Origin of the sequence: Glutamicibacter sp. 0426 (assembly GCF_001906485.1) — a bacterium.
Lineage (GTDB): Bacteria > Actinomycetota > Actinomycetes > Actinomycetales > Micrococcaceae > Glutamicibacter > Glutamicibacter nicotianae.
In genome coordinates, this window is sequence record NZ_MPBI01000001.1 from 322,130 (window position 1) to 347,029 (window position 24,900).

Genomic DNA, 24,900 nt, shown 5'->3' on the forward strand with positions numbered 1-24,900 from the left:
TCAGTATTCGTTCTTGATCACGAAGTAGGAGCCGCGGATGGTTCCTGCCAGCTTGGACTTCTGCCGCGCGAACTTGAACTTCTCTTGCAGCTCGTCTGGCACCTCCATGCCGTCACTGAGCTTGAAGCCGACGGCGCGCTTCTCACCGGGTTCCAAGCCGTAGAGGACATTAATGGACAGGCCTGACTCGTAGAAGACGTAGGCGCGCTTGGCCCCGTCGGCCTCAAAGATGGTCGCCTGCAGCGGCGTGGATGCGATGTGCAGGTCGCGTTCTTCGGCAAGAATCTTGTTCACCCACGCAATGGTGTCCTGAGCGTCGGCCGCTTGCTCGACGGCAAAGTCGTGGTTGAACTTGTTCTTCAGATAACGCGCTTCGTTGGCGCGCAAGCCTGCGAGTGCATCGGCAACGGGCGAGGACTCAAGGCCCTGGGTGGAGACGTCCTTGAAATCGACTAGGTATGGCATGGGCAGTCCTTCGGTCGTTGGCCAAGCGGTAACGCAAGATTCATCATTATCGTACTCCGCAGATCTAGCTGAAGGCGCTGAAGCCGGTCAGATCCCTGCCGAGAATCAATGCCTGGACCGACTCCGTTCCCTCGTAGGTGTGCAGCGCCTCGATGTCCCCGACATGGCGAATGACATGATTTTCCAGCAGGATTCCATTGCCGCCCAGCAGATCGCGCGCGGTGGATGCGATCCTGCGGGCAGCGCGGGTGTTATGGAACTTCAGCAATGATGCCTGAGTGTCCTTCAACTGGCCGGCGGCCTGGATGCCGGCGACGGCGGCACACTGCAACTGCATGTTGGTGATTTCGGCCAGCATCTGCGCCAAGCGTTCCTGGATCATCTGGTGTGCGGCGAGCGGTTTGCCGAACTGCGTGCGCTGCTTGGCATACTGCAGTGCAGCTTCAAAGAGGAACTGCGCATGGCCCAGAGCCGACCAGCCGACATTCACCCGGGTATCAACCAGCGCCCGCGAGACATCCTTGAACGATTCCGCCCCGGTGAGACGGGCGGACTCCGGGACGCGAACATCCGTCAGCCGGATCTCTGCCTGCTCGATGGCGCGCAGCACGCCCTTGCCGCGCACAGGGGCGGCCTCGTAGCCGGGGGTGCCCTGGTCGATAATGAACCCCTTGACCTGCGAATCGGCAACATCCCGCGCCCACACGATGGTGATGCCGCCGGCAGCTCCATTGCCGATCCATTTCTTGTGCCCATTGATGATCCAGTGCTTCCCGTCGCGCCGGGCGCTGGATTCCAGGCCGACAGCGTCCGAACCATGGTGCGGTTCGGTCAGCGCGAAGCCACCGAGCAACTTACCTGAAGCCACCGGTTCCAGGTATTGCTCCTGCTGTTCGGGGCTGCCAAAGAATTTTAGGCTGCGCAAGACCAGGCCGCCCTGCACTGCAGCGGCCGCTGCCATCGAGCCATCGGCACGAGACAGCTCCATGGCTACCAGTCCTGCGGCCAGCGGGGAGAAGTGTGCGTGGCCGGGGATCCTCAGCCCGTCGGTGAACAGATCGAGCTCGCCCATGCGCCGGACCAGGTCCAGCGGGTAATGCCCGTTCTCCCAGTGCTCGTTGATGACCGGCAGGATCTCTTCGCCGTATTGCCGGGTGCGAGCCCAATGCCTGCGATCCTCGTCGGTGGCAGTCGCGAAAGCGGACAGGTAGTCGACATCCACCGCGGTGGCGAGCTCGTAGGGTGCCCACGGGTCGCGGTTCATTGGGCGCCGCCCGAAGCCGTGTTGCGTTCAGCGCGCGACTTGCGCTTGAGCAATTTGCCCGATTGGTTGCAGCGCATGAGCGCACCAATGGTGTTCGGGTCATCGGGTTTCATCGCCGTATCGGCGGGCAATGCGCTCATGGGTGGTTTCCTTCGTGGCCGGTGCCGGAAGCTAGAGGCGTTCGATGATGGTGACGTTGGCCTGTCCACCGCCTTCGCACATGGTCTGCAGGCCAAAGCGGGTATCGCTGTGTTCCAGCTCGTGCAGCAGGGAGGTCATCAGCCGTGCGCCGGTGGCACCAATCGGATGGCCCAAAGCAATGGCGCCGCCGTTGACATTGACCTTGGACATGTCGGCACCGGTTTCCTGCTGCCACGCAAGGACCACCGCGGCGAAGGCTTCGTTGATCTCAATGCGGTCCATGTCCTCGATGCGCATGCCAGCGCGGGCCAGAGCATGCTGGGTGGCGCGGATCGGCGCTGAAAGCATCATGACCGGGTCATCGCCTCGGGCAGAGATGTGGTGGATGCGGGCGCGGGGCTTGAGCCCATAGCGCTTGACCGCGGACTCCGAGGCAATGAGCAGCATGGCGGCGCCATCAGACATCTGCGATGCGGTAGCCGCTGTATGCACTCCTCCGTCGATGATCGGGGCCAGTGATTGCATCTTGGCGCGGTCCACAGGGCGCGGGCCCTCGTCGGCGGCCAAGCCATCCAGGGCCAGGATCTCGCGGTCGAAGTATCCCTGCGCTTGGGCGTTCAACGCGCGCTCATGGGAACGCACGGCAAAGTCCTCCAACTGGGTGCGGTCCAGGCCCCAGCGCTCCGCCATCTTTTCTGCACCGCGGAACTGGGAAATTTCCTGCTCGCCGTAGCGTGCCGCCCATCGCTTGGAGCCGGTGTAGGGGTCAGGGAACCCGAAGTCCTTGGCGGCGGAATTGGAATGGGACAGCGGGATGCTGGACATGGATTGGACGCCGCCGGCAACGACGAGGTCGCTGGTGCCGCTCATGACCGCTTGCGCCGCATAGGAGACTGCTTGCTGCCCGGAGCCGCACTGGCGTTCCACCGTGGTCCCGGGAACGTGTTCCGATAGGCCGGCGGCCAGCCAGGCGTTGCGGGCAATGTCCATGGCCTGGGGTCCCAGCTGGTCGATGCAGCCGAGGACGATTTCATCGTATTGCTCGGAATCGATATTGTTCCGGTTCACCAGTTCTCCCAGCGGCGCCGCGGCGAGATCAAGTGGATGGATCTGCGCCAGCGATTTCCCCCGGCGTCCAACCGGTGTACGCAGCGCATCAATGATGTAGGCCTCGGCCATGGAGCTCCTCCATTAGGGGTTTCGAGCAGACCGGAAACGTCTGTTGAACCAACAATGCCCAATTCACCATCAGTTGTCTAGGTCACAATTGATGTGGTTGGCTTGGGGATATGCATGTTGTGCCGGAGCGACTACTGATTAGTAGGAGCGGCTGGGGCAAAGTTCCATGCGAAGAATTATTGCGCGATTGGTGCGGACCGTAGGATGCCTGACGGGACAGTGCATGCCGGCAGCGAAGCAACCGACAATGAGCCGGCTTCACCTAGGCAAGGCAAGAATTGTTGCGCACCCCGGCACCTCGACCGGAAACTCTGAGAACGGAATAGGACCATGTGAGCATGACCGACTATGATCCACGACTCACGGAACTCTACGACACGGATAATCCCGATGGACCGGATCATGATTATTACCGTGCACTCGCGGCTGAAACCCAAGCCGATCGGATCCTGGATCTAGGCTGCGGCACTGGGCTCTTGACGGTAACGCTTGTTGGCGAGCGAAGAACTGTTGTAGGAGTTGACCCCTCACCGGTAATGCTTTCCTACGCCAGGCGTCGGCCCGAAGCTGGGAGAGTCACCTGGATCGACGGCGATTCTTCGGCTATCGACGGCGGGCTCTTCGACTTGATGGTGATGACTGGGAACGTCGCCCAGCACATCCCTGGCCAGCAGTGGGAACGAACCTTGAAACAACTGCGCGAAGCTGCGAGGCCCGGAGCGGTGCTGGCTTTTGAAAGCAGGAACCCGTCGACGCGTGCCTGGGAAAAGTGGGATGCAGAAGAAGCCGCCACTCGGCAGACGCCATTCGGCCCGCTGACCGAATGGTTCGATGCCGACGAAAGCAGCCCGGGAGTCGTCCGCCTATTGTCCTACGCCAAGTTCGAGCAGTCGCAGGAAGTAGTGGTCGAAAAATTGGAGTTGGCCTTCCGCAGCGCCGAGCAGATCAGTAGAGATCTTTCCGCCGCAGGGTTCGAGGTTCGCGCTATCTGGGGCGACTGGACGCGAGAACCATTCAACGGCGAGCAGCCGCTGATGATCTTCGAAGCTGAAGCGGCCAAGGGAAAAACCGGGGAGACGGCTCATGGATAAGCGGTCTTCCCAGCTCCAGTTAACCAGGCTTTCCATCGAACAGGCAGCCTGCTTGCAGCGGTTGATGGAAAGCAACCCGGGGCATTCGCAAAGTGTTACCGGCGCAGTTCCCGCAGCTGATGCCTCAATCGAGGCATTGACCGCCCTGCCGCCGACGGCGCGGGCCGAGCAGAAAATCGATCTTGGCCTTTGGCTGGATGCAGAACTCGTCGGATTCGCTGATCTGATTGTCGGCTGGCCGAGAACGGACACGGTCCACATCGGATTGCTCATGATTGACGGCGCAAGGCAAGCAGAGGGGTTGGGGAAGCAGCTCCATGAAGAGGTACTCGCGCTGGTGCAGGATTATCCGTCGATCACCACCTGCCGGATAACGATTGTCGATACGAACGCCGCCGAAGCGGAACCGTTCTGGACGAGCCTTGGCTACAGGCCTACCGGGGAGGCCAGCAACCATGCGGCAGGGGACCAGAATTCATGCGCCCGTACATGGACGCGTCCGGTGACAAGCACGAGAAAGGAATAGCCGGATGAGCAGATCCCCAGATAACATCCTGTTGCGCTTCTCGGCCGAGCAGGAGCAGCAAGTGCGGGAAATCTTTGCCCAGCTGGAAAAGCGAGGGTTTCCAGCACAACACCAGACTCCGCATATCACCATCACCTTTTCGCCCAGCATGAGCGATGCTGTAGCGCAGCGGGCCGCAGAGCTGCTCCCAGATCTCATCCCCGCCTGCTTCCACCGGGTGGGCACGATTGTTTTCGGTACCAAGCGCAAGCAGACGGTTGCCTGGCTGCTGGAAACGACCGACGCCCTGGAAATGGCGGCCCGGGAAATCAGCGCCGTGAATCCCGACGGACGAGGACCCAGATGGACCCCGCATCTGACCATGGGCCTGCGCCTTCCACGCGAGATCGTTCCCGACTATATCCGTGCACTGGATGAGCTGGCATCAGCGCAGCTCAGGGAACTGACTGCTTGCAGGGCAGCACTGTGGAAGCCCCGGCTGCAGGAATTGACGCTCCTGGCCGGCGACATGGAGCACAACGGCCGTGACTAGCTGGCCGAGGACCTCTGCGTTTCGGCCGAAGCACGCATAATGCGCAGATAGCCGAAGCCGACAAATAGATGCAGCACCGTGCCGGCTGCCAAAATGGCTACGCCCGGTGCGGCCAGCACCGTAAATTCGGGGATTCTGCCAAAGGCCACGCAGGCCAGGCCCAGCATCATGATGGCAGTGCGGATCTTTCCCAGCCATGTGGAAGCCGGCGGGGATTCAAGGCGCAAGAAGAAATAGGTGCACAGCAGAACCAGGTCAGTGACGAAAACGGCCAGGCCAACCCAGACCGGGATCGCTCCGCTAATTACCAGCGCGATAGCGATAGCCACGATGCCCAAGCGATCGGCAATGGGATCCAGCAGGATGCCAAGCTGCGAGACCTGGTTGAACTTGCGGGCGATAAACCCGTCAACCCAGTCACTGAGGCCGAAGGCAAGAAGCAGCACCGCAGTCAGCACCGGTTCGGTATCGGCCACCAGAAAGCCAACGATGGGAAGAACCAGGAGAAAACGAATGATCGTGATGGCGTTCGGAATCGTCGCCCATTCATGTTTGCGTACCGCGCGCGTTTCCACTGTTTTCCCCTTTCCCTTAGTTGAACGATGACGCACGGAGCCGCAATATACAAGGCTGCGAGCCAGCTGGCCCGGGAAAAAATATCCGTCAAGTTGGCCGAGGTAATTTGTTAAATAACTGCGGGGGCCGTCCCGAAGGACGACCCCCGCAGCCAAAGCTAAAGGGCAGGGTGCGGCATTAACCCTGTTCGAGAAGCTGGAAGCTCACGCCGCCCTGCTCGTCTACTGCCGCATCGAGTACTTTGCTATCCAGTGCGTCGGCGATCGCCTCGTCCACATAGACAGGGCTGCCTTCGGTATCCACCACGCCATCGGTGCTTTCGGGCGCGGGGACAATCTGCAATCCGAAAGCTGCATCTTCAGGGTGGGTGCTGTCTGCCTGCATGATGCGCAGGCCAGCGGTTTCTTCCTCGGCTTGGTTGGTGACGATCGCGGTCACGATCGATGCTGCTTGGTCGGTCAGTGCGAGCACGATGGCTCTCCTTCCGGTTGAGGACATGCCAAGTTCAGGGCATGTGCGTGCCACGATTCCAAAAATGGCAATGAAACTCAACACCGCTTAACAGCTGCGCAACATGCTTGGACTTGGACCCAGCCAAGCGATAGGTTTCGCCCCAATGCATTGATAGGAATTGAACCGCGAAGGAGAAAACGAATGAGCAACAATCCGCCAGCCCACGGCGTGACTACCACGGAGCCTGAATTGCGCTTGACTGACTTCCGTGCTCAAGACCTGTCTGCGGTGCACAACTTCGCTGCTGACCCACTGGTGTGCCGGTACTCGACGTGGGGCCCTAACCAGCTGGCCGATACCCAAAAATTCCTTGCCGATGCACTAATCGAGCAACCGCACCGTCGCTTGCGAGCGATCATGCTTGGCGATGTGCTCATTGGTTCTGCGTCAGTGTTGGCAACCGACCGGAATGCCAAGGCCGGAGAGCTTGGCTACACGCTGAATCGGGAATACTGGGGCAACGGATACGCCACGGCTGCCGTGGGACACCTGCTCCGACTGGGGTTCGAAGATCTTGGTTTGGAACGAATCAGCGCAACGTGCGATGCCAGGAATGCAGCTTCCATCCGCGTCCTTGAGAAATCCGGTTTCAAGCTCGAAGAGCGCAGCACCGAAGACCCGGAAAACAACAAAGGACGGGTTGAAACCCTGGTCTTCGGATTGCACCGAACCTAACTGTGGTCAAGCGCCTTGCAGGTACATTGGCAGTACTGCGATGAGCATGTCTAGAGACGAGGAAACCTGAATGAGACTCCATCACGTTCAGATATCAATGCCACGTGGTGAAGAATCTGAAGCTCGACGATTCTACGGTGAAGCGCTGGGACTTGCCGAAGTTCCCAAGCCTGCCTCCCTCGCCAGAAGGGGAGGATGCTGGTTTCGTGCTTTCAAAGCGGATGCCGTGGTGGCGGAAATCCATCTTGGCGTAGACGATTCATTCGTACCGGCCAAGAAAGCGCATCCGGGATTAGTTTGCGACTCGATCCACGAGCTGGAAACTCTCGCTGAACGCATCGGCTCCATGGGCTATGAACTGTCTTGGGCTGAGCGTGAAACCTTTGAAGGATATCTGCGGTTCCACGCGCGTGACGGATTCGGGAATCGATTGGAAATCATGACTCCGGCAAGCTAGCACAATCACATTACGTTCGGGAGGCCTTGTGGAACCGATGACTTTCGCAGCAACCAGGGATCAAGCCGTGCCAGATGATGTCGCGCGATTGCTTGCCTCTGTTCCCGAGTGGTTTGGCCAACCTGAATCCAACGCGGAGTACATCCAAGCCGCGCGGAGCAAGGAAACCTGGACCGTGCGCAATGCCGCCGGCACGGTACTCGGTGTTCTCTTGGTCGACCGGCACTACGCCCACAGCATCGAGATCCATCTAATGGTGGTCGACCGCGAACTCCATGGAACTGGAATCGGGTCGGCCTTATGATCAGCCATTGAAGCCGACGCGCTCGCCGGGGGAGTTCAGCTGCTGCAGGTCAAGACCTTGGGGCCTTCGCACCCGGATGCAGGCTATGCGAAGACTCGTCGCTTCTATGAAAGCCAGGGATTCCTGCCGCTGGAGGAAACTGACCTCTGGGGAGCTGGAATGCCCTGCCTGATTATGGTGAAACCGCTAGCCGGCAAGCAGTGAAAGAGCTGAAATGGCGCTGGATTTAGGGGCTGAATGGGGGAAAGCTGGGAGTTCATCTTGCGGTTGTTTCGCTAGGGGGCCTGGAGCCGTAGACTGGGCGCAATCCGCCACGACGTTAGGAGATCTCCTTGTCTGATATTTCAGCTCTTGCCCAGAACCTCGCCCAGCAGCATGCTTCAGGGAAGTTGCTGGTCATGCCCACCGTGTGGGATACCTTCAGCGCCAAGGTGGCGGTCGAAGCCGGGTTCGAATCCCTGACCATCGGCAGCCATCCGGTCGCCGATTCCATAGGCAGCGCTGACGGCGAGCAGATGGACTTCGCAGACTACTTGGCTGTGGTGCAACGCATCACCAGCAGCGTCGACGTGCCGGTCAGCGCCGACGTCGAGTCCGGCTACGGACTGGATCCCGAAGAACTCTTCGAACGCGTCGCCGCAGCGGGTGCAGTTGGAGTGAATATCGAAGATGTCCTCCATCGGGAAGGAGGCCGTGTGCGCGAACGCCAGGAGCATGCGGACTACATCCACGGCGTCCGCCAAGCGGCGGATGCTGCTGGCATCGACTTCGTGATCAATGGACGCACCGATGCTGTGAAGCTGGCTGACAAGTTCGCCGACCCGCTGGGTGAGGCTATCGAGCGCATCAAGCTGATGGAGCAGGCCGGTGCGCGCAGCGTGTATCCGGTGGCGCTGGCCGATGCGGATCAGGTAAGGCAGGCCGTGCAATCGGTTGGAATCCCGGTGAATGTCACTGCCCACCCGGTCACGGCGCACGCCGCCGGAGACTTGGCGGCCTTGCGAGAGCTGGGAGTTCGCCGGGTGAGCTTCGGACCGCTGTGGCAAATGTGGCTGGCGGAGGTCTCCGGCAGGCAGCTCGGGGAGTGGCTCTGAGCTCTTGCCAGATCGTGTAATTGCACCTCGCTGAGGCAACAGTCGTACGCTGGAGGCATGGACGATCGGCAAACCCCGCATGAAACGGCACCCTCCAGACCTCGGGTTTTCCGTGAGATCCTGGAGAACCTGTCGCCAGGGTATTTCGCCCTGACGATGGGCACTGGCATTGTTTCCATTGGCCTTCACGAAGCCGGATGGGACCTTCTCTCCGGGATCCTGCTGGCGTTTGCCGTGCTGTCGTATGCAGTGCTGTGGGTGCTGTACATCTGGCGGGCAATTGCCTTCAGCGGAGCCATGAGGGCGGAACTTCGCCGACCGGAAATGGCCTTCGGGTACTTCACAGTCGTTGCCGGCACCGATGTTCTCGCGGTGCGGTTGGGAGCCGAAGGGTTCAGCGCGATCTCCATGGTGCTCGTGGCCCTGGCCGCCATTCTCTGGTTCATCTTCGGCTACGTGCTGCCGTGGCAGGTCTTCCTGAGCCGGGACGGAAAGCCGATCCTCTCCCGGGTCAACGGCACCTGGTTCATCTGGGCGGTGGCCAGCCAGTCCTTGGCCATCGGCCTGAGCGTTATCCAGCCGCATGTTGCGAACGGGCAATCACTGATCGGCTTGCTTGCCGTGCTGACCTGGTCGGTAGGCGTCGCGCTCTATGCCGGCATCGCCGTGCTGGTGCTGCTGCGGATCGTGCACTTCGGGATGACTCCGAAAGAATTCGAACCACCGTATTGGGTGGCCATGGGAGCCATGGCCATAGCCGTTGTTGCGGGCAGCAAGATTGTCGGCATGGAATCCACGCCAATGGTTGATGCCACCCGTGCGCTGATTGCGGGGACAGTGGCGGCTTTCTGGAGCTACTGCCTCTGGCTGATTCCAATCCTGGTGGGAGCTGGCGTGTGGCGGCATGTGGTGCACCGCGTTCCGCTGGTGTACGTGCCCACGCTATGGTCAATCGTCTTCCCTGTCGGAATGTTCGCGGTCGCCTCGATCAACCTTGGACGGGTCGACTCGTTGCCGGTGGTGGAAAGCATCGGCCACGGGTCGCTGATCGCCGCGGTGCTGGTGTGGGCTGTGGTCTTCGTTGCGATGATCCGCCACTATGTGCTGCTCGCGTGGCGCAGCCGCACCCGCAGCTAATTACTGATTCCTTAGGCCTTGCCGATGCTCTGGGTGTCCTCAATGGTTGCAGCATGAACGCGGACAGATCGGCACGCGGTATGGTTCCGCCCAACCGGCCGGGTTCGCCATGCCGTGTGCGACCGTTTCGCGGCCGCTGCTGGGGCAGCGGGGATCGAACCGAGCAGCTGCCCCGACAGGCCGAAAATCATTCTCCGCATTCCCCGTACCCGTTAAGCATTATTCATGGTCGGCGAGTTGATGAAATGCTAACTTAGGCCACAGGCGGCTATATCAACCCAAAGCACCGAGGCGCGTCATAATGAATGATTTTCCTGCTCAATCTCCATCTGGCATGAAGCAACGTCGAAGAGCATTCGCGTGGCAACCCGAATCCGATACGCTCATTGCTCTGGCCACCTTGCTGGCGTTTTCCCTGTGCTACTACGCGGGAACCTCGATCAACAGCCTTTTCCTCTGGCTTGGCATTCTGGTCTTCGGCACCGCCATCCCACTGTGGACGGTGCTGTGCCAGCGGCGTGAAACCTTGGCCGGGGTGGGGATCACGAGAAAATTCCTGCTGACGTCCCTGGCTGTCTCTCTGGTTCTGGGTGCCGGATCCGCCTACCAATTGTTTGCCTTGTCCAATGCCATGGGTGCCGATTTTGCAAGCCACCTTGTGGCGAACTTCCTGGTCCTGTGGGAACCATTCTTCGTCTTCGGCTGGCTGTATCTGCGGTGGGAACGCGCCTTCGGATGGTTGCCCGCTATTGTGCTGACCGGACTTGGCTTCATGATCCAGCACCTCGGATCGGTCCAGTTGGAAGCGGCAGCAGGCTTCGGTGTTTTCGCAATCATGTTCGCGATTGCTTTCTCCCTGGTGCGCAATCTGGCCGTGCTGTGGCCGCTGTTCTATCCTGTAGCCAGCGGGATCGGGACCTTGCAGGCGGGGTTCGTGATGGGATGGGGCGATGCCGGCATTTCGGCCATTGTCCTGGTGCTCCAGCTAGCGATTTTCTGGTGGATCAACAAGAAGGCCAAGAGTCTGCCTGCGGCTTAGATCATCGTGCCGGCAGCGTAGGCTGCCTGCCCGACATGCACGGACGCATCGTCGATGATCGATACCAAGCGCACCGCACGCGTTACTGCTGGATTCCAGCTGCGATCGATGATTTCGTCCAGTTCTTCTTCGCCCAGCGTGGCGGCGTAGCCGCTGAGCGCGGACAGGCACGCGGCCAAGTAGTCCACGAGCAGCTGCTGGTCGCTCACGGTAATCTGGCGGGCCTGTTCGGCACTATGCCCGTAGCCCATCGAATCACCGAGCTCGCCCAGGTTGAAGCGTGCACGGAACTGCGCCCAGAGTTCGGGTTGGCCGCTCAGCGCCGAGAGCTGGGTATCGGCTTCGCGTCCGGCATGCCACAGCAGCCAGGCAATCGAGTTGGGATGGTTTCCCGGATGGGCATTGAGCTGTTCGGCGCTCAGCTGCGGCAGGGCCTGCGCCGCGTCAATTGGGCGCTGGGCCAGATCGGCCAGAATCTCGGAGGCGTTCATGATTCCACCGGTTCCTCTTCCCCGCGATGCCAGTCGCGGTCTTCGGTATCGGCAACGAACCCGGCGGCGAGATAGGTGGCAACGGCTGCGCGGTTCTCGCTGGGCGTGCACACCAAGGCACTGGACGCACCCATTGACCGCAGCTCTGCGGCGGCGGCCAGGCTGATCGCCGTGCCGAACCCCTGGCCGCGAAAAGCCGGGTGCTCCGCAATGGGTTCCAGCAGTCCTGGCCGCCCGGAACCAGCGGACCAGACCCCTGCGACGGCCAGCGGGTTCATCTCCCCGTCGTAGGCGGTGAGGCATTGGCACTGATCATAGATGGGAGTGCTGGCCATGGTGTGCCAGCGCTGCAGCGCCTGAGCCAGATCCTCCTGCGTGAAATCGCTGCCGCGAAAGGCGTTGAGGTGCACTTCCATCCACTGGCCGGCCAGGGAAGCATCAATCCGCCGGAAGGCCAGTTCAGGCAGCTGCACCGGAGCATCCAGAGCACGGCGCAGGGGAGTCCAGGCTTCACCGGGCATCCAACCATGGTCCTGCAGGATCTTGCCCAGTGCCGTTGCGCCGCGGGCTTCGATGCTGGCGCTTTCGGCCGGGAAGATCTGGTTTTCCGCAGAGCTGAGGTCGGCATGGATCTGCTCGGCCAGGGGCTGGATGTCGACAAAGTCGGGATGCAGCGCCATGCGAATCAGGTTCGGTCCATCGAGCAGGCCGATGGCATAGATGGATTCGCGGTCCGCCCAGGCCCGCAGGCCTTGTGCGGCGGCTTCCATGCCCCGCATGGCGTACCAGCCCACATCGCCTGGATGAAGTTGCACCGGCAGGCCGTCACGTTGCCAGCTGGCGAGCTCGTCAACGAGGTCGGCAACCTGCGCCGCGGCTGGAGTATGCATTCGAAGGCCCATTGGCCAATTCAAGCACTGGGCCTGCCCGGCGGACAAGGGTACGCAAAGGGCAGCGGGATGGCAGCTTCCCCAGGATGCTGCGCTCCCGCTGCCCATGCGTGCGAGTGCCTCCGGCCTACAGTTCGACGGTGGCTTCCCAGGCCGAGTGGATGGCGCCGTGGATGTAGTTCACGGCGCCGGCATCGCCGACCACGTCGACGCTGAAGCCTGCGCCGCGCAGCTCGTCGGCCACCGGTGCGGCGGCGGTGGTGCCGTCCGCGTAGACCACCATGTCGGCCGGGGCGCTCTGCGCTTCGCCGTTCACCGTGAACTCCACGGACTTTTCGGTGATGCGGTCCACCGTGGCGTTGCGGTGGATCTGCACGCCGTGGGCCAGGTTGTCCTTGACCGCGGTCCAGCGGCGCGGCATGGCCAGCGGCAGGCCCAGCTGCTGCTTCTCGTGCACCAAGGTGACCTTGCGGCCGCGTTCGGCGAGGAACTCGGCCAGCTCCAGGCCTACCAGCGAGCCGCCGATCACCACGACGTTCTTGCCCATCGGCAGCCAGTACTTGGTGAACTGGCGGACGAACTCCGGGGACTTGGTCAGCCCGGACAGGCGTCCCAGCTTGCCCATGGTGCTCAGCACCAGGCCGGCCTCGGCGGCGGTGGCGGTACCCAGCATCATGGCGCGCAGGGTGTCGCCGGTCTGCACGTTCGGCAAATCGCCGCCGGGCATGTCGGGCTTCGGGCGCACCGCGCCGGTGGCAACGATGATGTGGTCCGGGTTCAGCGCGCGGATGGTCTCCACGGTGGCAGGGGTGTTCAGCTTGACCGCCACGCGCAGGCGCTTGAGCTCTGACTTCAGCCAGCGCAGCAGGCGCTCGTTGTCCGGGGTGGTCATGGTGGAGAACCACATGGTGCCGCCCAGGCGGTCGGCCTTGTCGATCAGGGTGACGCGGTGCCCGCGTTCGGCCAGCACGCGGGCCGACTCCATGCCCGAAGGTCCGGATCCGACAACCACGATGTGCTTCGAGGCGCTGGCAGGCTTCAGCGGCAGCAAGTTCTCATTGCCCAGCGCCGGGTTCACCGCGCAGAACGGGGTGTCGTCGAAGAAGTTCTCTCCCACGCACAGGTAGCAGTTGATGCATGGGCGGACCTGGTCGAACTTGCCCTCGCGCAGCTTGTTCGGCAGTTCCGGGTCGGCCAGCAGCTGGCGGCCCATGGCGGCGAAGTCGACCTTGTTCTCGGCAATGGCCTTCTCCGAGATTTCCGGAAGCATGCGGCCCACGGCGATGACCGGGATGGAGACGTGCTTCTTGATTTCGGCGGCGTTTTCCAGGTAGGCGCCGACCTTGTTTGGCAGCGGGCCGTCGGTGAAGTTGTCGAACGGGTTGCGGCCCCAGCCGGTGACATGGATGGCATCCGCGCCGGCGGCTTCGAACAGCTTGGAAGCTTCGATGGACTCCTGCAGGCTCAACGCGCCTTCCTGGCCGTATTCCTCGCCGGCCACGCGCACCAAAATCGCCAGCTTGTCGCCGACGCGTTCCTTGACCGCGGAAATGACTTGGCAGGCCAGGCGGGCGCGGTTCTCCAGCGATCCGCCGTACTCGTCGGTGCGCAGGTTGTCGCGCTGGTTCAGGAACACACCCAGGATGTAGCCGTGGGCCACTTGGATCTCGATGGCGTCGGCCCCGCCCTTGGCCACGCGCTCGGCGGCGTCGGCCCAAGAGGTGATCAGCCAGTCGATGTCTTCCTTGGTCATCGTGTGGTAGGTGGTCTGCTTGCCCGCGGTGGCGGCGCCCATCTTGGCGAGCTCTTCCGGGGTGCAATCGGCCAGTGCGTCCAACGAGTAGCGGTAGTCCGGCTCATTCGGGGCGAGGACCGGGCGGTCATTGGCGGTGTCGACTCGGGCCACCTTGCCGTGGTGGGTCGACTGGATGCACAGTTTGGAGCCGGCAGCGTGGATGGCGTCGGCCAGTGCCTTGATGCCGGGGATGAACTTGTCGTCAGACAGTCCCGGTTCCTTCATCGACGCGGCGCCGTAGGGGACGGCGATGGCGCAGGCGCCGGTGATGATCAGGCCGGCGCCGCCAGCGACGCGAGCGGCGTAGTGATCGATTTCGGACTGCTCAATCTCGCCGCCTTCGGACACATTCATGTCCATCGCCGGAAGCACGATGCGGTTCGGGGTGCCCATGGACCCGATCCGGCCTTCTGACATTAGATGGGAAATTCCTTGTTGCTCATGACAACATGGTACCGGTGGAAAACACTCCGATTTGAGTGAGGGTACCAGATTGACTGCGATAAAAGCAGGTAAAATTAATGACTAGCGTAAATACAATCAGTCCACCTAAGTAATCTAATCTTTGGTTCGATCTACTATCGACAGAGAATTACTGAAAAGAATTCTATTTATATTGCCTAAGTCAACGATAATTAATTTCCATATGCGGAGATTAAATGTGCGCCCCAATCCCATTGCAAAGTGATGGGCATCACTGTCGCGGTAGGCTTGAAGCATGTACTGGGAAAATATCGTCTTCGATGCCGAGAACCCGCGGCGGCATGGGGAATTCTGGGAGGCTGCGCTCAAATGCCAGATGCTCACCGATAACCAAGGGGGCTACGAAACACGCTTGCAGTTGCCTGGGGAGCGTTACCTGGATCTGTGTTTCCCAATCGTCCGTGATCCGGATCGTGCCCGGCAGCGCGCGCACCTGATCCTCGGCAGCGGCGCCCCTCCTGCCGAAGACCTTGGTGCGGAGCTGCTGGATGCTCTGGAAACCCGGCTCGACGCCGCAGGAAACGAGTATCTGCTCCGAGCCGACGGCAAGCCGGCAAGTGGCTTGGTGCTCGAAGCCTTCCAACTTGCCTGCGCTGACCCGGCAGGTGATGCAGAATTCTGGAAGCAGCTGCTTGGCTGGGAAATCGTAGCGCGATCCCCGATGGTGCTGGCTGACCCAACCGGCGTGGGCCCGCGTCTGGTTCTCGTCCGCGAAGCGTCGCCCAAGACAGCGGCGAAGAATGCGATCCACCTTGATTTGCGTCTTGAGCAGGCGGAGAGCATGGATGACGCGCTTGCTGCGATCTGCGCATCGGGTGGAGCTGAGCTGGATGGGCCGTGGGAGGGATTGCCATGGCGGGTATTCCAGGACCGCTCAGGAAACGAATTCTGCGTCTTGGCGCCGTCGGCTTCCTCTGATGACTGATCCGGAGACGTCCGGGGTGGCCAGCCGGAAGAATCGATTCTACGCAAGGAAAAACGTGCAGCTGCATCTCGGTACAGAGCACTCCCACGCAATGGTCCCAGGACGGCCACGTCGTGGAATCGTGGTGCTGGCGCTGCTGCTGGCCACTTTGGCTCATTTGCTGGCCCAGCTGTTCTGGCCTTCCGGGTTGCTGGCCAATGCCACGCAGATCCTGCTGATGCCGCTTTTGGCAGGAGCGGTTATCTCCTTCACCACTTCGCCGCGCGGCAGGCTGATCCGGCTGGTGCTGGCAGCGCTGTTCTTCTCCTGGGTCGGTGATGCCCTGCCGCGGTTCATGGATGGAGACCCGGCATTCCTGGCCATGGTGGGCGCGTTCCTGGTCGCGCAGTTCTTCTACATTGGCGCTCTGGCAAGATACTGGAAATCTTCGATACTGCGCCGATGGTGGATGCTGTTTCCCTATCTTGCGGCATTCGCAGTGCTGCTGATCCTTTGCTCACCCGGTGCCGGAGCGCTGCTTGCCCCGGTGATCATCTACGGCTTGGCATTGATGGTGATGGCCATCCTCAGCACTGGGCTGGGACCCGTCGCGGGTTCCGGCGGCGCAATTTTCTTCCTTTCCGATTCCTTGATCGCACTGCGCTCATTTACGGACATTGGCATTCCCGCGATGGGATTCTGGATTATGCTCACCTATGTGGCCGGGCAGGCCATGATCAGCTATGCCGCGAGCCAGCGCGATGCACAGGAGAAAAGCACGACGACATGCAGGTAAACCACCTCAGCAGAATCCCGTTGTTCATGGTGCATGGCAACGGCGTAGACCACCGGATTCTCAAGCCGCTAGAAGCAACGCTGGAGAAAATGCGGATTTTCGACTTGCACTACATCGACTTGCCTGGCTTCGGCACCTGCCCGCCGCTTGAAAATTCCGGTGGCCTGCCAGAACTGGCAAGCTGGTTGGAAGCGCTGATCCGGCAAACCGCGGGCGAGGGAAGATTTGCGCTGCTGGGCAATTCCCTTGGCGCCTTGCTCTGCCAAGAGATGGCCGACAGGTTTCTTGGCCAAGCTCAAGGGCTTTTCCTCCTGGCGCCAGTAGTCTTTCCTGATGCCGCTCGGCGTACCGTGCCAGAGCAGCAGGTGTCAGTAGCAGACCCTCTGCTTCTGGCTGAGCTTGATCCACACCATGCGCAATTATTCTCTGACGTAGCAGTGGTTCAATCACCAGAAGCATGGCGGAAGTTCGCGCAGTGGGTGCTGCCCGGGTTGGACTGCGCGAACTTGCGAGCCATGGCTAAGCTGTCACGGCGGTACTTCCTGGACCCGCTGCCCGTCGAGCGTGGAAACCAGCTGGATATTCCGGTCACGATCGTGTGCGGGAAGCAGGACCATGTCACCGGATACCTGGATCCCGAGCGGCTCGTCCACCGGTATCCCCTGATGAAGCTCTGCGTGCTTGAACCAGCGGGCCATAACGTGCACCTTGAGCAGCCCGAACAGGTCTTGGCCGAATTGCGGGACTGGGCGCAACGTACCGGCGGCCTGCAGGAACGATCTTGATCCGGAAGGAAAGGTCCTATCCGATGACGCGCAACGCTCGATTGGGACTTGAGGAAATGCCGGCATCCGGCTACATTTCGAAGCAGCAACTACGGTTTTGCCTGAGCAAGAAGGAACTTGGCATGGACGAAGCTCTCGTGCTGCGCGAGTTGGCGAGCATTGATGAAGTGCCTGACCTATTGGATATCTGGCGCAGTTCGGTGGAACGCCGGAGGGACTTCCTCTCAGCTGCTGACATTGATGCAGTGGCAATCGCCCTGGAAGCAATCTATAGCCAGTCGGTGACCGTCAGAATCGCCCAGCAAGGCCAGCGCATCATGGGCTTCGCAGCCTGGAGCGATACACGCATTGAGCTGCTCTGGGTGCGGCACAGCGATCGCCACAAGGGTGTGGGCCGTGTTCTGCTGGAAGCAATCGTCGCGCACACTCCCGGCATCAGCGTGCATCTGGATTGCCAGCGACAGCCTGCCATTTCATTCTTTGGCGACTGCGGATTCTTGGCAGTCGACGGAGGTCCAGAACTGGTGCCACAACGGATCACGTTGCGCCACACAGAATCTTTGCCCCGAATCGTGGCACCATAGTTCCATGAGTGAAAATAGCCGTGAAATACGGGAAGTCAGCATCAAACGCGTCGAATCACGCAAGTACCAGGCCACCAGCCTGGAATCCGGCGCCAGCCTGGAATTCGGCCAGGGCGAAGGGCTGCTGACGCCGGTGGAGCTTCTGCTGGCTGCCATTGCCGGGTGCTCAGCGATCGATGTTGATGTGGCGACTACCCGCAGAAGCGAGCCTGAGAACTTCGAAGTCAAGGCGAGCGGCTACAAGGTCTCCGAGGACTCGGCTAGCCGAATGGAAGACATCCGCCTTGGCTTTGATTTGAAGTTCCCCGATACCGAGGAGGGGCGCAAAGCGGCCGGCATGGTTGAACGCATCGTCAAGCTATCCCATGACAAGTACTGCACGGTTTCTCGCACCGTTGAGCTAGGTGCCTCAGTGCAGAGCGAAGTCCTCAACCAGGCCTGATGCATTTCGTGCGGATCCCAGATTGCTAATGGCCAATGGCTGACTCCGCAACAGCTTCCAAGGCAATTCACGGATTCGAGCGCGACACGAATTTCCCAACATTGCGTGAATCAGTTGTCGTTATGGCTTGATTGTTCGAAAAACGTTGAATCCAGTGTGAATGAATCATGCATCCGCAATTCGGGGTATGAAAGTCCATCGATTCAAGCTGGCAGTACGGGTCTTTGCCCTAGTCAGCGGAGAACCTTCATCGTAGGGTCAGATTGTCCCTACGTTGAAGGAGCAGCAATGCAGTCTGAGAACGTTTTAGGCAATATCGACTGGGCGTCGATGCTACAAAAGGTTGGCATCGCGCTAATCATCCTCATCATTACGTGGCTTCTCGCGCGCATCGTTCGGTGGGCTGCCGCCAAATTGGTGACCAGGGTGAAGTTCCTGCAGAAGCAGGGCAATGACGGAGAGCAAATAGGCCAATCTCTGGGCAAGGTTGCGGGACTGATCGTCTGGCTGTTCGGCCTCGTGGCAATCCTGCAAGTATTCGCGCTATCTGAAGTGCTATCGCCGGTGCAGGGCCTGCTCGGCGGCGTCATGGCCTTCATCCCCAACCTCATCGGTGCGGGCTTCATCTTCTTCATCGGCTACGTGATCGCCAATATCGTTCGCCAGCTGCTGAAGACCGGTTTGGGAACTGTCGACTTCAGCGGGCTGGTCCGCAAATTGACCCCAGGCGATGAACCGGTTGACGAAGTCCAGTCTCGCGAGTCCCAAGCGAAGATCGTTGACATCATTGCCAATATCGTCTTCGCCTTGATCCTGCTCGTCGTTGCCATTTCGGCACTGCAGGTCTTGGGCATCGCGGCAATTTCGGACCCTGCCCAGCAGATGCTGCAGCTTGTCTTCACCGCAATACCGCAGGTCATCATGGCCTTGGTGCTCTTGGCCGTCGGTATTCTGATTGCCAAGTTCGTCGGCCAGCTGCTTGAATCAACCCTTCACGGGGTGGGCACCGACTCCGTTGTTGCCCAATGGGGTGTTGTTCCCGAAGGCAAGAGCGCTTCGGGAATCATCGCTGGCATCGTCAAGATTGCCATCGTGCTGTTCTTCGGCGTGATGGCGGCCCAGATGCTGAACTTCCCGGCGATCACCAACATCCTCAATGAAATCCTGGCCTTGGGCGGCAAGATTCTCTTCGGCGCAGCAATTATCGCCGCAGGTTTCGTCATCGCCAACGTCATCGGCCGTTTCTTGGGCGACACCACCGCTTCAAAGATCATCCGCTACACGGCAATCGCGTTGTTCGTGGCAATGGGCTTGAAGTACATGGGTATCGCTGATTCGATCATCAATATGGCCTTCGGTGCAATCGTCATTGGCGCGGCTTTGGCCGCGGCGCTGGCCTTTGGACTTGGTGGCCGCGATGCTGCGGCTCGCACGCTGAAAAAGATCGAGGCCAATCAGGCCACCGACGGCCCGGATTCGACGCCGCCGGCATCAACTCCAGGCATCTAGCCAATATCACTAAACCTGAGGGACAGATAAAAAGTCGCGGAACCCGAAACCGGATTCCGCGACTTTTTGTTGCCCGCCAAGCTACGGCTGCGTGCTCCACGGCAACGGCACTACGTCGGGGACCTGATCAGTCCGCAACCGCGCGTAGGCGTACACGTCAACGCGTTCTCCAGCAACCAGGAACTTACCGCGCTCGACACCCTCGCGCAGGAACCCGTTGCATTCGGCAACACGCTTCGATCCAGGATTGTTCGCCCGAAGACCTAGTTCCAAACGGTACAAACCGAGCTCGCCAAACAGGTGGTTCACCAAAGTAGCCACTGCGCGAGTGGCCAGAGACCTCCCGCGGTAGTCCTGGTTCATCCAATACCAAACCCATGCGTTCTGATTGGCTGGATCGACAGTATCGCAGACCAAACCGACCAGCCGGTCTCGATAGGCGATGGCCAAAGCCTGCTGCCGTTCGCCGGCCTCCATCAGGGCACGCACGTACGATGCGGCCTTTTCCGGAGTGTCGGCATCTCCTTGGCGATCCATATCGGCATTGGAGGAAAAGGCTTCGAAAACAGCTTCGGCATCCGATTGGCGCAGCCTGCGAACCGAGAAATCGTCGTCGACTAATGCGGCCTAGTTCGGTTCTGCAAAAGAAAGCTGCCGCGCAGCGGGCGTGCCCTGATGGAAGAACAGCTGCCAGCGATCCTGCTCATGGATCCACAGCGAACTGCGCTCGCTGGCGGATCCCGATAGCAACCTCCAGCGCAGAAGCACCGCTTGATCGGCAACCTGGATTGCCACGGGGCTGCCGACTTCCCGAGATCCGGAATCCCGTTCCGGCTCCTGGGCCAGCTGGGCAATGATCGACTCGCGATCGTAGACACGGCCGCTGGCACCCACTTCGGAGAACTGCGGATGCAAGTACCGTTCCAATTGCCTTCGGCTATGGCGCTGGCTGGTTTCCAAGAGCTCCTGCTCCAACGAAATGATCGTGTTGGACAACGCAGATCCCTGGGGAAGCACGCGGGGGAAGTCATGAGATGCCATGTCAACTAGTACATCACAGAAGATGACGGAGCTGCGGTTGCTCCAGTTCGACTTTATGAGCTGGATCATGCCTATAATCGCAGTACTCCGCGGGAGCCTGAATCGACCAGGCTGAGAGGGCACCGAGCCGACCGCTACACCTGATGCGGGTCATGCCGCCGTAGGAAGGATGCGTGCTCTCGTGCATGTGAATATTGTTGGCGCCGGAATCATCGGCCTGTCAGTTGCGTTCGAACTGGAATCACGGGGACATACTGCCACCCTCATCGATCCAGCACCAGGCCAAGGTGCAAGCTACGCGGCAGCCGGAATGCTGGCCCCGGCAGCTGAAACGGTCTGGGGCCATGGCCCGCTTCACGAGCTGCTTGCCGCCTCGAATGCCGCCTATCCAAAGTTCATTGAGCGCATCGAATCCGTGACCGGGCAACGCCCGGACTACCTGCAGAACTCAACCCTCGTCGTCGCGGCCGAACCGGCTGACCGCGAAGCCCTGCATGAGCTGGCCGAACTGCAAGCCTCCCTCGGCCTGTCAGCGGAAAAGCTCTTGCCCAGCCAAGCCCGCAAACTCGAACCAGCCTTGGCCGCGAATATAGCAGGCGCAGTCCTATGCCAAGATGACCACCAAGTCGACCCACGGTCAGTCGTCAAAATCCTGCTTGATCACCTGCGTGGCCGCCTGATCGAGGAGCGGGCGCAGGCGCTGGTGGGCGACGGGAGCCGAACCAACGCGGTACGCACCGCATCGGGCAAGATCCTCGAAGCGGATCAAACCATCGTGGCCACCGGACTGGGCACCATTGACGGCCTGGACCGGGTGCCGGTGCGCCCCGTCTACGGAGATATTCTCCGGATCCAGGGGCCAGCCGGTCCGCCATTGATCACCCGGACCATCCGCGGCATCGTGCACCGGGAGCCGGTGTATCTCGTGCCGAGAAAGGACGGCAGCCTCGTGCTCGGAGCCAGCGTCCGGGAAGACCGCCAGCCTGCAGTGAACATCGGAGCCATGCATTTGCTGCTGGACAATGCGCGAAAGCTCATACCCGGCATCAGCGACTGCACGCTGAACGAGGCAACTGCCCGGGCCCGTCCCGCCACTCCCGATGACCGTCCGCTGCTGGGGCGCATTGACCCGGGCCTGGTGCTTAGCACCGGATACTCCCGGCACGGAGTGCTGCTGGCTCCGCTGGGCGCAACACTCACCGCTGATCTCATTCACGGCTCTGAAACCCATCCGTTGCATCAGGCTGTGAATCCACACCGCTTCGCCACAGCAACCCAGACCACCCACCGAACGGAGCAGCACCCATGAAAAGCATTGGCATCAAGTTCAATTCCCGGGAACTGAACCTGGACGAAGGAATCACCCTTCGCGAATTCATCAGCATGCAGATCGGCAAGGATCTGGATAGCAACTCGGCGGCCGTGGACGGCAGCAAGCTTGGAATAGCCGCCGCGGTCAATGGCGCTGTCATCCCGCGCAGCGCCTGGAACAGCTACACGCTGGCCGAAGGGCACAGCATCGAACTCGTTACCGCAGCCCAGGGAGGCTAGGCGTGGACACGCAAAACATCACCGAACTGGACATCAACAGCGATCCATTCCAGGTTGCAGGACGCACCTTGTCTTCGCGCTTGATCCTCGGCACCGGGGGAGCGAGTTCGCTGACCACCCTGGAAAGCGCATTGCAGGCCTCTGGAACCGAACTGACTACCGTGGCCATCCGACACTTTTCGGCGGCAGGCGAGTCCAACGTGTATGACTTGCTGCAGCGCAACAACGTGATTGCGCTGCCGAATACCGCTGGATGCTTCACCGCCCGCGACGCGATCCTCACCGCGCACCTGGCCCGCGAAGCGCTGGAAACGAACTGGATCAAGCTCGAAGTGATTGCGGACGAGCACACGTTGCTGCCTGATCCGCTGGAGCTGCACGCTGCCACCGAACAGCTGGTCGCCGACGGATTCCAGGTCTTTGCCTACACCAACGATGATCCTGCCCTTGCCCAGCGCCTCCAGGACGCCGGTGTTGCGGCCATCATGCCAGCCGGCGCACCAATCGGATCCGGCCTGGGCATCTTGAACCCGCACAATATTTCCACCATCGTCTCCCGGGCCCAGGTGCCGGTCATCCTGGACGCCGGAGTCGGCACCGCCTCTGACGCCGCCCTGGCCATGGAGCTCGGCTGCGATGCCGTGCTGCTGGCCAGTGCGGTGACCCGGGCGCACAACGCGCCGCTGATGGCGATGGCCATGAAGGATGCGGTGCGTGCAGGACGAGCCGCACGGCTCGCGGGCCGGATCCCGCGCCGCGACACCGCCCTGGCATCCTCGCCCACCGAAGGCATGATGCAGACCCTGGTCGGTGACTTCTCGTGAACCAGCCAGCATTGGTAGCCCCGGGGCCGGAGCTGGCACCGGAAGAATTGGCGCGTTATTCCCGGCATCTGTCGCTTCCCGGCGTCGGCGAAGAAGGGCAACGCAGGATCGCCAATGCCAAGGTGCTGGTAATCGGAGCCGGGGGACTGGGCAGCCCCATTGCCAGCTACCTGGTCGCCGCGGGGATCGGCACCCTCGGGGTCGTGGACCACGACACGGTTGAACTGTCCAACCTGCAACGCCAAACCATGCACAGGCAACAGGACGTAGGCCGCTTGAAGGTGGAATCGGTCCGCCGGATGGCCCACGAGCAGAACCGGAATGTCCGGGTTATCGCCGTGGATGGCAAACTGGATGAGACCAACGCAGTGGCACTTTTCAGCGACTACGACCTGGTCATCGACGGCAGCGACAACTTCGCCACGCGCTACCTGTCCAACGACGCCGCAGAAATCACCGGCACCCCACTGGTCTGGGGGACGCTGTTCCAATTCTCCGGGCAGGTGTCCGTCTTCGACCCGCGCACCGGTCCGATGCTGCGCGACCTTTTCCCTGAAATCCCCGATGCGGACTCCGTGCCCAGCTGCGCCGAGGGCGGGGTCTTTGGCGCCCTGTGCGGCGTCATCGGCTCGGTGATGTGCACCGAGGCCCTGAAGCTCATCACTGGAATCGGCACCACGCTCAGCGGAAAACTTTGGCTCTACGATGCACGGGAAGCCAGTGTGCGAACACTCGACTTTGCCAGGGACCCGCAACGCGAACCGGTGAGCCGGCTGGCCGAGTACCAGCCAGCGTCCTGCGCTGTCGATGGGCATGTTCCGGAAATTTCCGTTGAGCAACTGGCGGACCTTGAAGCGGAGGAACCGGTGCTGCTGGTGGATGTGCGTGAAGCCTGGGAACGCGAGATCATTGCGATCCCGCACAGCCAGCCCCTCCCGCTCGCGCAACTGGAAGAACAAGGACTGGGAGGGCTCGCGCAGGGTGCCTCGGCGATCGTGTTCGTCTGCAAAACGGGTGTCCGTTCACAGCAGGCGGCGCGGATTGCCAGGCCGGATCTGCAGCCAGCCGTCCAGGTGTACAGCCTCAGCGGCGGCACCGTGGAATGGGCCAGGCAGGTTCAGGGGCAGCAGGTGGCCTACTAGCGCCCGGCCTTGCAGTGCCTGCGCTTCTTGGAGCCGGCCCAGCTCTGGCATACTTGCGCCATGGCTATGGGAATTGCGCTGGAGATCCGTGAATTGGAAATCGGCGACGAACAGCAGGCAATCGATGCCCATCATTTGATGCTTGGCGATGATTTCGAGTTCTTGCCCACCTGGACTTCCGCTGAGGCTTGGGAGGACTATGCCTACCGGATGAAGGCAGGGCGCCGTGGCGAGCACATCCCCGAAGGATGGGTTCGCTCGGCGCTGTTTGCCGCCTTCGACGACGGGGAACTGGTGGGCCGTGTATCTGTGAGGTATGAGCTCAACGAGGGCCTGCTTCATTACGGCGGGCATATCGGCTATGGTGTAGTTCCCGAGTATCGTCGCCGTGGTGTGGCACAGCAACTGTGCAGATTCGGATTGCAGGAACTGCGCGAATCAGGAATTGAGCGCGCACTGGTTACCTGTGCTTCCGATAACATCGGTTCAAGATCGACCATTGAAAAATGCGGCGGATTGCTGGACGCCAAGCTTCCGGAAATTGAAGCCAGCCATGGCGCCGGCACGCTGCGTTTTTGGATACCTACCCAGTCGATCCGCTGAATTTCTCGCGACCGGTACATGAAATTCCTGTATGTTCTGACACAGATCAACAGACTATTAGTCTCGA

Annotated in this window: 31 protein-coding genes and 1 riboswitch; of the genes, 20 read left to right on the plus strand and 11 right to left on the minus strand. The window is 60.9% G+C overall.

What is annotated here, in order from left to right; translation table 11 throughout:
- From BKX98_RS01570 to BKX98_RS01580, 4 genes are all read right to left on the minus strand, one after another.
- Entirely contained in the window at positions 1–465 is a 465-nt protein-coding gene (locus BKX98_RS01570; protein WP_038990647.1) for a hypothetical protein, read from the minus strand.
- Between the two features lie 64 nt (positions 466–529).
- Positions 530–1,729, minus strand: a complete 1,200-nt coding sequence (locus BKX98_RS01575; RefSeq protein ID WP_073705940.1) for an acyl-CoA dehydrogenase family protein — start codon at positions 1,727–1,729, stop codon at positions 530–532.
- A complete protein-coding gene (locus BKX98_RS16950) occupies positions 1,726–1,869 on the minus strand; it encodes a hypothetical protein (protein WP_158024637.1) in 144 nt (47 codons plus the stop codon). The genes BKX98_RS01575 and BKX98_RS16950 overlap by 4 nt, the downstream gene beginning before the upstream one ends.
- A gap of 31 nt (positions 1,870–1,900) precedes the next feature.
- Positions 1,901–3,049, minus strand: a complete 1,149-nt coding sequence (locus tag BKX98_RS01580; RefSeq protein ID WP_073705941.1) for an acetyl-CoA C-acetyltransferase — start codon at positions 3,047–3,049, stop codon at positions 1,901–1,903.
- A gap of 338 nt (positions 3,050–3,387) precedes the next feature.
- Between BKX98_RS01580 and BKX98_RS01585 the strand changes: the two genes are divergently transcribed.
- Genes BKX98_RS01585 through BKX98_RS01595 form a run of 3 tightly spaced genes read left to right on the plus strand, consistent with a single transcriptional unit; the run spans position 3,388 to position 5,198 of the window.
- Positions 3,388–4,140, plus strand: a complete 753-nt coding sequence (locus BKX98_RS01585; protein WP_073706420.1) for a bifunctional 2-polyprenyl-6-hydroxyphenol methylase/3-demethylubiquinol 3-O-methyltransferase UbiG — start codon at positions 3,388–3,390, stop codon at positions 4,138–4,140.
- Positions 4,133–4,666 carry a GNAT family N-acetyltransferase gene (locus BKX98_RS01590; protein WP_073705942.1) on the plus strand — a complete coding sequence of 178 codons (534 nt, stop codon included), beginning with the start codon at positions 4,133–4,135 and terminating at the stop codon, positions 4,664–4,666. Before BKX98_RS01585 ends, BKX98_RS01590 begins: the two co-directional genes overlap by 8 nt.
- A gap of 4 nt (positions 4,667–4,670) precedes the next feature.
- Positions 4,671–5,198, plus strand: coding sequence for a 2'-5' RNA ligase family protein (locus BKX98_RS01595; protein WP_038990643.1), 528 nt, complete (start codon positions 4,671–4,673; stop codon positions 5,196–5,198).
- Here the strand turns inward: BKX98_RS01595 and BKX98_RS01600 are convergent.
- Together BKX98_RS01600 and BKX98_RS01605 are read right to left on the minus strand one after the other, a co-directional pair.
- The gene (locus BKX98_RS01600; protein WP_233125258.1) at positions 5,195–5,929 is read right to left on the minus strand and encodes a CDP-alcohol phosphatidyltransferase family protein; all 735 of its coding nucleotides are present in this window, start codon (positions 5,927–5,929) and stop codon (positions 5,195–5,197) included. The two genes, BKX98_RS01595 and BKX98_RS01600, sit on opposite strands and share 4 nt — an antisense overlap.
- A gap of 22 nt (positions 5,930–5,951) precedes the next feature.
- Positions 5,952–6,245, minus strand: a complete 294-nt coding sequence (locus BKX98_RS01605; protein ID WP_038990641.1) for a hypothetical protein — start codon at positions 6,243–6,245, stop codon at positions 5,952–5,954.
- A gap of 183 nt (positions 6,246–6,428) precedes the next feature.
- On the opposite strand from BKX98_RS01605, the gene BKX98_RS01610 reads away from it, so the two are divergent.
- The 6 genes from BKX98_RS01610 to BKX98_RS01640 all read left to right on the plus strand — a co-directional run bounded on the left by BKX98_RS01610 (position 6,429) and on the right by BKX98_RS01640 (position 10,993).
- Positions 6,429–6,962 (plus strand): GNAT family N-acetyltransferase, encoded by a 534-nt coding sequence (locus BKX98_RS01610; RefSeq protein ID WP_073705944.1) that lies wholly within the window; start codon positions 6,429–6,431, stop codon positions 6,960–6,962.
- Positions 6,963–7,032: 70 nt separating this feature from the next.
- Positions 7,033–7,419 carry a VOC family protein gene (locus BKX98_RS01615; protein ID WP_073705945.1) on the plus strand — a complete coding sequence of 129 codons (387 nt, stop codon included), beginning with the start codon at positions 7,033–7,035 and terminating at the stop codon, positions 7,417–7,419.
- Positions 7,420–7,486: 67 nt separating this feature from the next.
- Positions 7,487–7,723 (plus strand): GNAT family N-acetyltransferase, encoded by a 237-nt coding sequence (locus BKX98_RS17185; RefSeq protein WP_233125259.1) that lies wholly within the window; start codon positions 7,487–7,489, stop codon positions 7,721–7,723.
- 332 nt (positions 7,724–8,055) lie between these two features.
- Positions 8,056–8,817: an isocitrate lyase/phosphoenolpyruvate mutase family protein gene (locus tag BKX98_RS01625; protein WP_073705946.1), complete on the plus strand. Its 762-nt coding sequence runs from the start codon at positions 8,056–8,058 to the stop codon at positions 8,815–8,817.
- Positions 8,818–8,874: 57 nt separating this feature from the next.
- Positions 8,875–9,954 (plus strand): tellurite resistance/C4-dicarboxylate transporter family protein, encoded by a 1,080-nt coding sequence (locus BKX98_RS01630; RefSeq protein WP_083586577.1) that lies wholly within the window; start codon positions 8,875–8,877, stop codon positions 9,952–9,954.
- A gap of 334 nt (positions 9,955–10,288) precedes the next feature.
- On the plus strand, positions 10,289–10,993 hold the full coding sequence (locus BKX98_RS01640) for a hypothetical protein (RefSeq protein ID WP_073705948.1): 705 nt from the start codon (positions 10,289–10,291) through the stop codon (positions 10,991–10,993).
- Here BKX98_RS01640 and BKX98_RS01645 read toward each other — a convergent pair.
- The 3 genes from BKX98_RS01645 to BKX98_RS01655 form a co-directional block, all read right to left on the minus strand.
- A complete protein-coding gene (locus BKX98_RS01645; protein ID WP_066140554.1) occupies positions 10,990–11,484 on the minus strand; it encodes a DinB family protein in 495 nt (164 codons plus the stop codon). The genes BKX98_RS01640 and BKX98_RS01645 overlap by 4 nt on opposite strands.
- Positions 11,481–12,374, minus strand: coding sequence for an N-acetyltransferase (locus tag BKX98_RS01650; RefSeq protein WP_158024638.1), 894 nt, complete (start codon positions 12,372–12,374; stop codon positions 11,481–11,483). Before BKX98_RS01650 ends, BKX98_RS01645 begins: the two co-directional genes overlap by 4 nt.
- Positions 12,375–12,501: 127 nt before the next feature.
- Positions 12,502–14,586 carry an NAD(P)/FAD-dependent oxidoreductase gene (locus tag BKX98_RS01655; RefSeq protein ID WP_073705950.1) on the minus strand — a complete coding sequence of 695 codons (2,085 nt, stop codon included), beginning with the start codon at positions 14,584–14,586 and terminating at the stop codon, positions 12,502–12,504.
- 301 nt (positions 14,587–14,887) lie between these two features.
- Between BKX98_RS01655 and BKX98_RS16955 the strand changes: the two genes are divergently transcribed.
- The 6 genes from BKX98_RS16955 (at position 14,888) to BKX98_RS01685 (ending at position 19,672) form a co-directional block, all read left to right on the plus strand.
- A complete protein-coding gene (locus tag BKX98_RS16955; protein WP_073705951.1) occupies positions 14,888–15,577 on the plus strand; it encodes a VOC family protein in 690 nt (229 codons plus the stop codon).
- A gap of 55 nt (positions 15,578–15,632) precedes the next feature.
- A complete protein-coding gene (locus BKX98_RS01665) occupies positions 15,633–16,352 on the plus strand; it encodes a lysoplasmalogenase (RefSeq protein WP_158024639.1) in 720 nt (239 codons plus the stop codon).
- A gap of 26 nt (positions 16,353–16,378) precedes the next feature.
- On the plus strand, positions 16,379–17,137 hold the full coding sequence (locus BKX98_RS01670; RefSeq protein ID WP_158024640.1) for an alpha/beta fold hydrolase: 759 nt from the start codon (positions 16,379–16,381) through the stop codon (positions 17,135–17,137).
- Between the two features lie 122 nt (positions 17,138–17,259).
- Entirely contained in the window at positions 17,260–17,721 is a 462-nt protein-coding gene (locus BKX98_RS01675) for a GNAT family N-acetyltransferase (protein WP_158024641.1), read from the plus strand.
- Between the two features lie 4 nt (positions 17,722–17,725).
- Positions 17,726–18,163, plus strand: a complete 438-nt coding sequence (locus tag BKX98_RS01680) for an OsmC family protein (RefSeq protein WP_066140532.1) — start codon at positions 17,726–17,728, stop codon at positions 18,161–18,163.
- 288 nt (positions 18,164–18,451) lie between these two features.
- Entirely contained in the window at positions 18,452–19,672 is a 1,221-nt protein-coding gene (locus BKX98_RS01685; protein WP_073705954.1) for a mechanosensitive ion channel, read from the plus strand.
- 81 nt (positions 19,673–19,753) lie between these two features.
- Here the strand turns inward: BKX98_RS01685 and BKX98_RS01690 are convergent, their stop codons facing one another.
- Together BKX98_RS01690 and BKX98_RS01695 are read right to left on the minus strand one after the other, a co-directional pair.
- Entirely contained in the window at positions 19,754–20,263 is a 510-nt protein-coding gene (locus BKX98_RS01690; RefSeq protein ID WP_073705955.1) for a GNAT family N-acetyltransferase, read from the minus strand.
- A gap of 36 nt (positions 20,264–20,299) precedes the next feature.
- The gene (locus BKX98_RS01695) at positions 20,300–20,713 is read right to left on the minus strand and encodes a DUF4440 domain-containing protein (RefSeq protein ID WP_073706423.1); all 414 of its coding nucleotides are present in this window, start codon (positions 20,711–20,713) and stop codon (positions 20,300–20,302) included.
- Between the two features lie 79 nt (positions 20,714–20,792).
- Positions 20,793–20,897: riboswitch (TPP riboswitch) on the plus strand.
- Between BKX98_RS01695 and thiO the strand changes: the two genes are divergently transcribed.
- The 5 genes from thiO (at position 20,895) to BKX98_RS01720 (ending at position 24,833) form a co-directional block, all read left to right on the plus strand.
- On the plus strand, positions 20,895–22,022 hold the full coding sequence (gene thiO, locus BKX98_RS01700; RefSeq protein WP_158024642.1) for a glycine oxidase ThiO: 1,128 nt from the start codon (positions 20,895–20,897) through the stop codon (positions 22,020–22,022). (Overlaps the previous riboswitch by 3 nt.)
- A complete protein-coding gene (gene thiS / locus BKX98_RS01705; protein WP_052253651.1) occupies positions 22,019–22,264 on the plus strand; it encodes a sulfur carrier protein ThiS in 246 nt (81 codons plus the stop codon). The genes thiO and thiS overlap by 4 nt, the downstream gene beginning before the upstream one ends.
- Positions 22,265–22,266: 2 nt before the next feature.
- Entirely contained in the window at positions 22,267–23,088 is an 822-nt protein-coding gene (locus tag BKX98_RS01710) for a thiazole synthase (protein WP_073705957.1), read from the plus strand.
- Entirely contained in the window at positions 23,085–24,230 is a 1,146-nt protein-coding gene (locus tag BKX98_RS01715; RefSeq protein ID WP_073705958.1) for a ThiF family adenylyltransferase, read from the plus strand. The genes BKX98_RS01710 and BKX98_RS01715 overlap by 4 nt, the downstream gene beginning before the upstream one ends.
- Before the next feature lie 60 nt (positions 24,231–24,290).
- The gene (locus BKX98_RS01720) at positions 24,291–24,833 is read left to right on the plus strand and encodes a GNAT family N-acetyltransferase (protein ID WP_083586582.1); all 543 of its coding nucleotides are present in this window, start codon (positions 24,291–24,293) and stop codon (positions 24,831–24,833) included.
- Positions 24,834–24,900 lie beyond the last annotated feature (67 nt).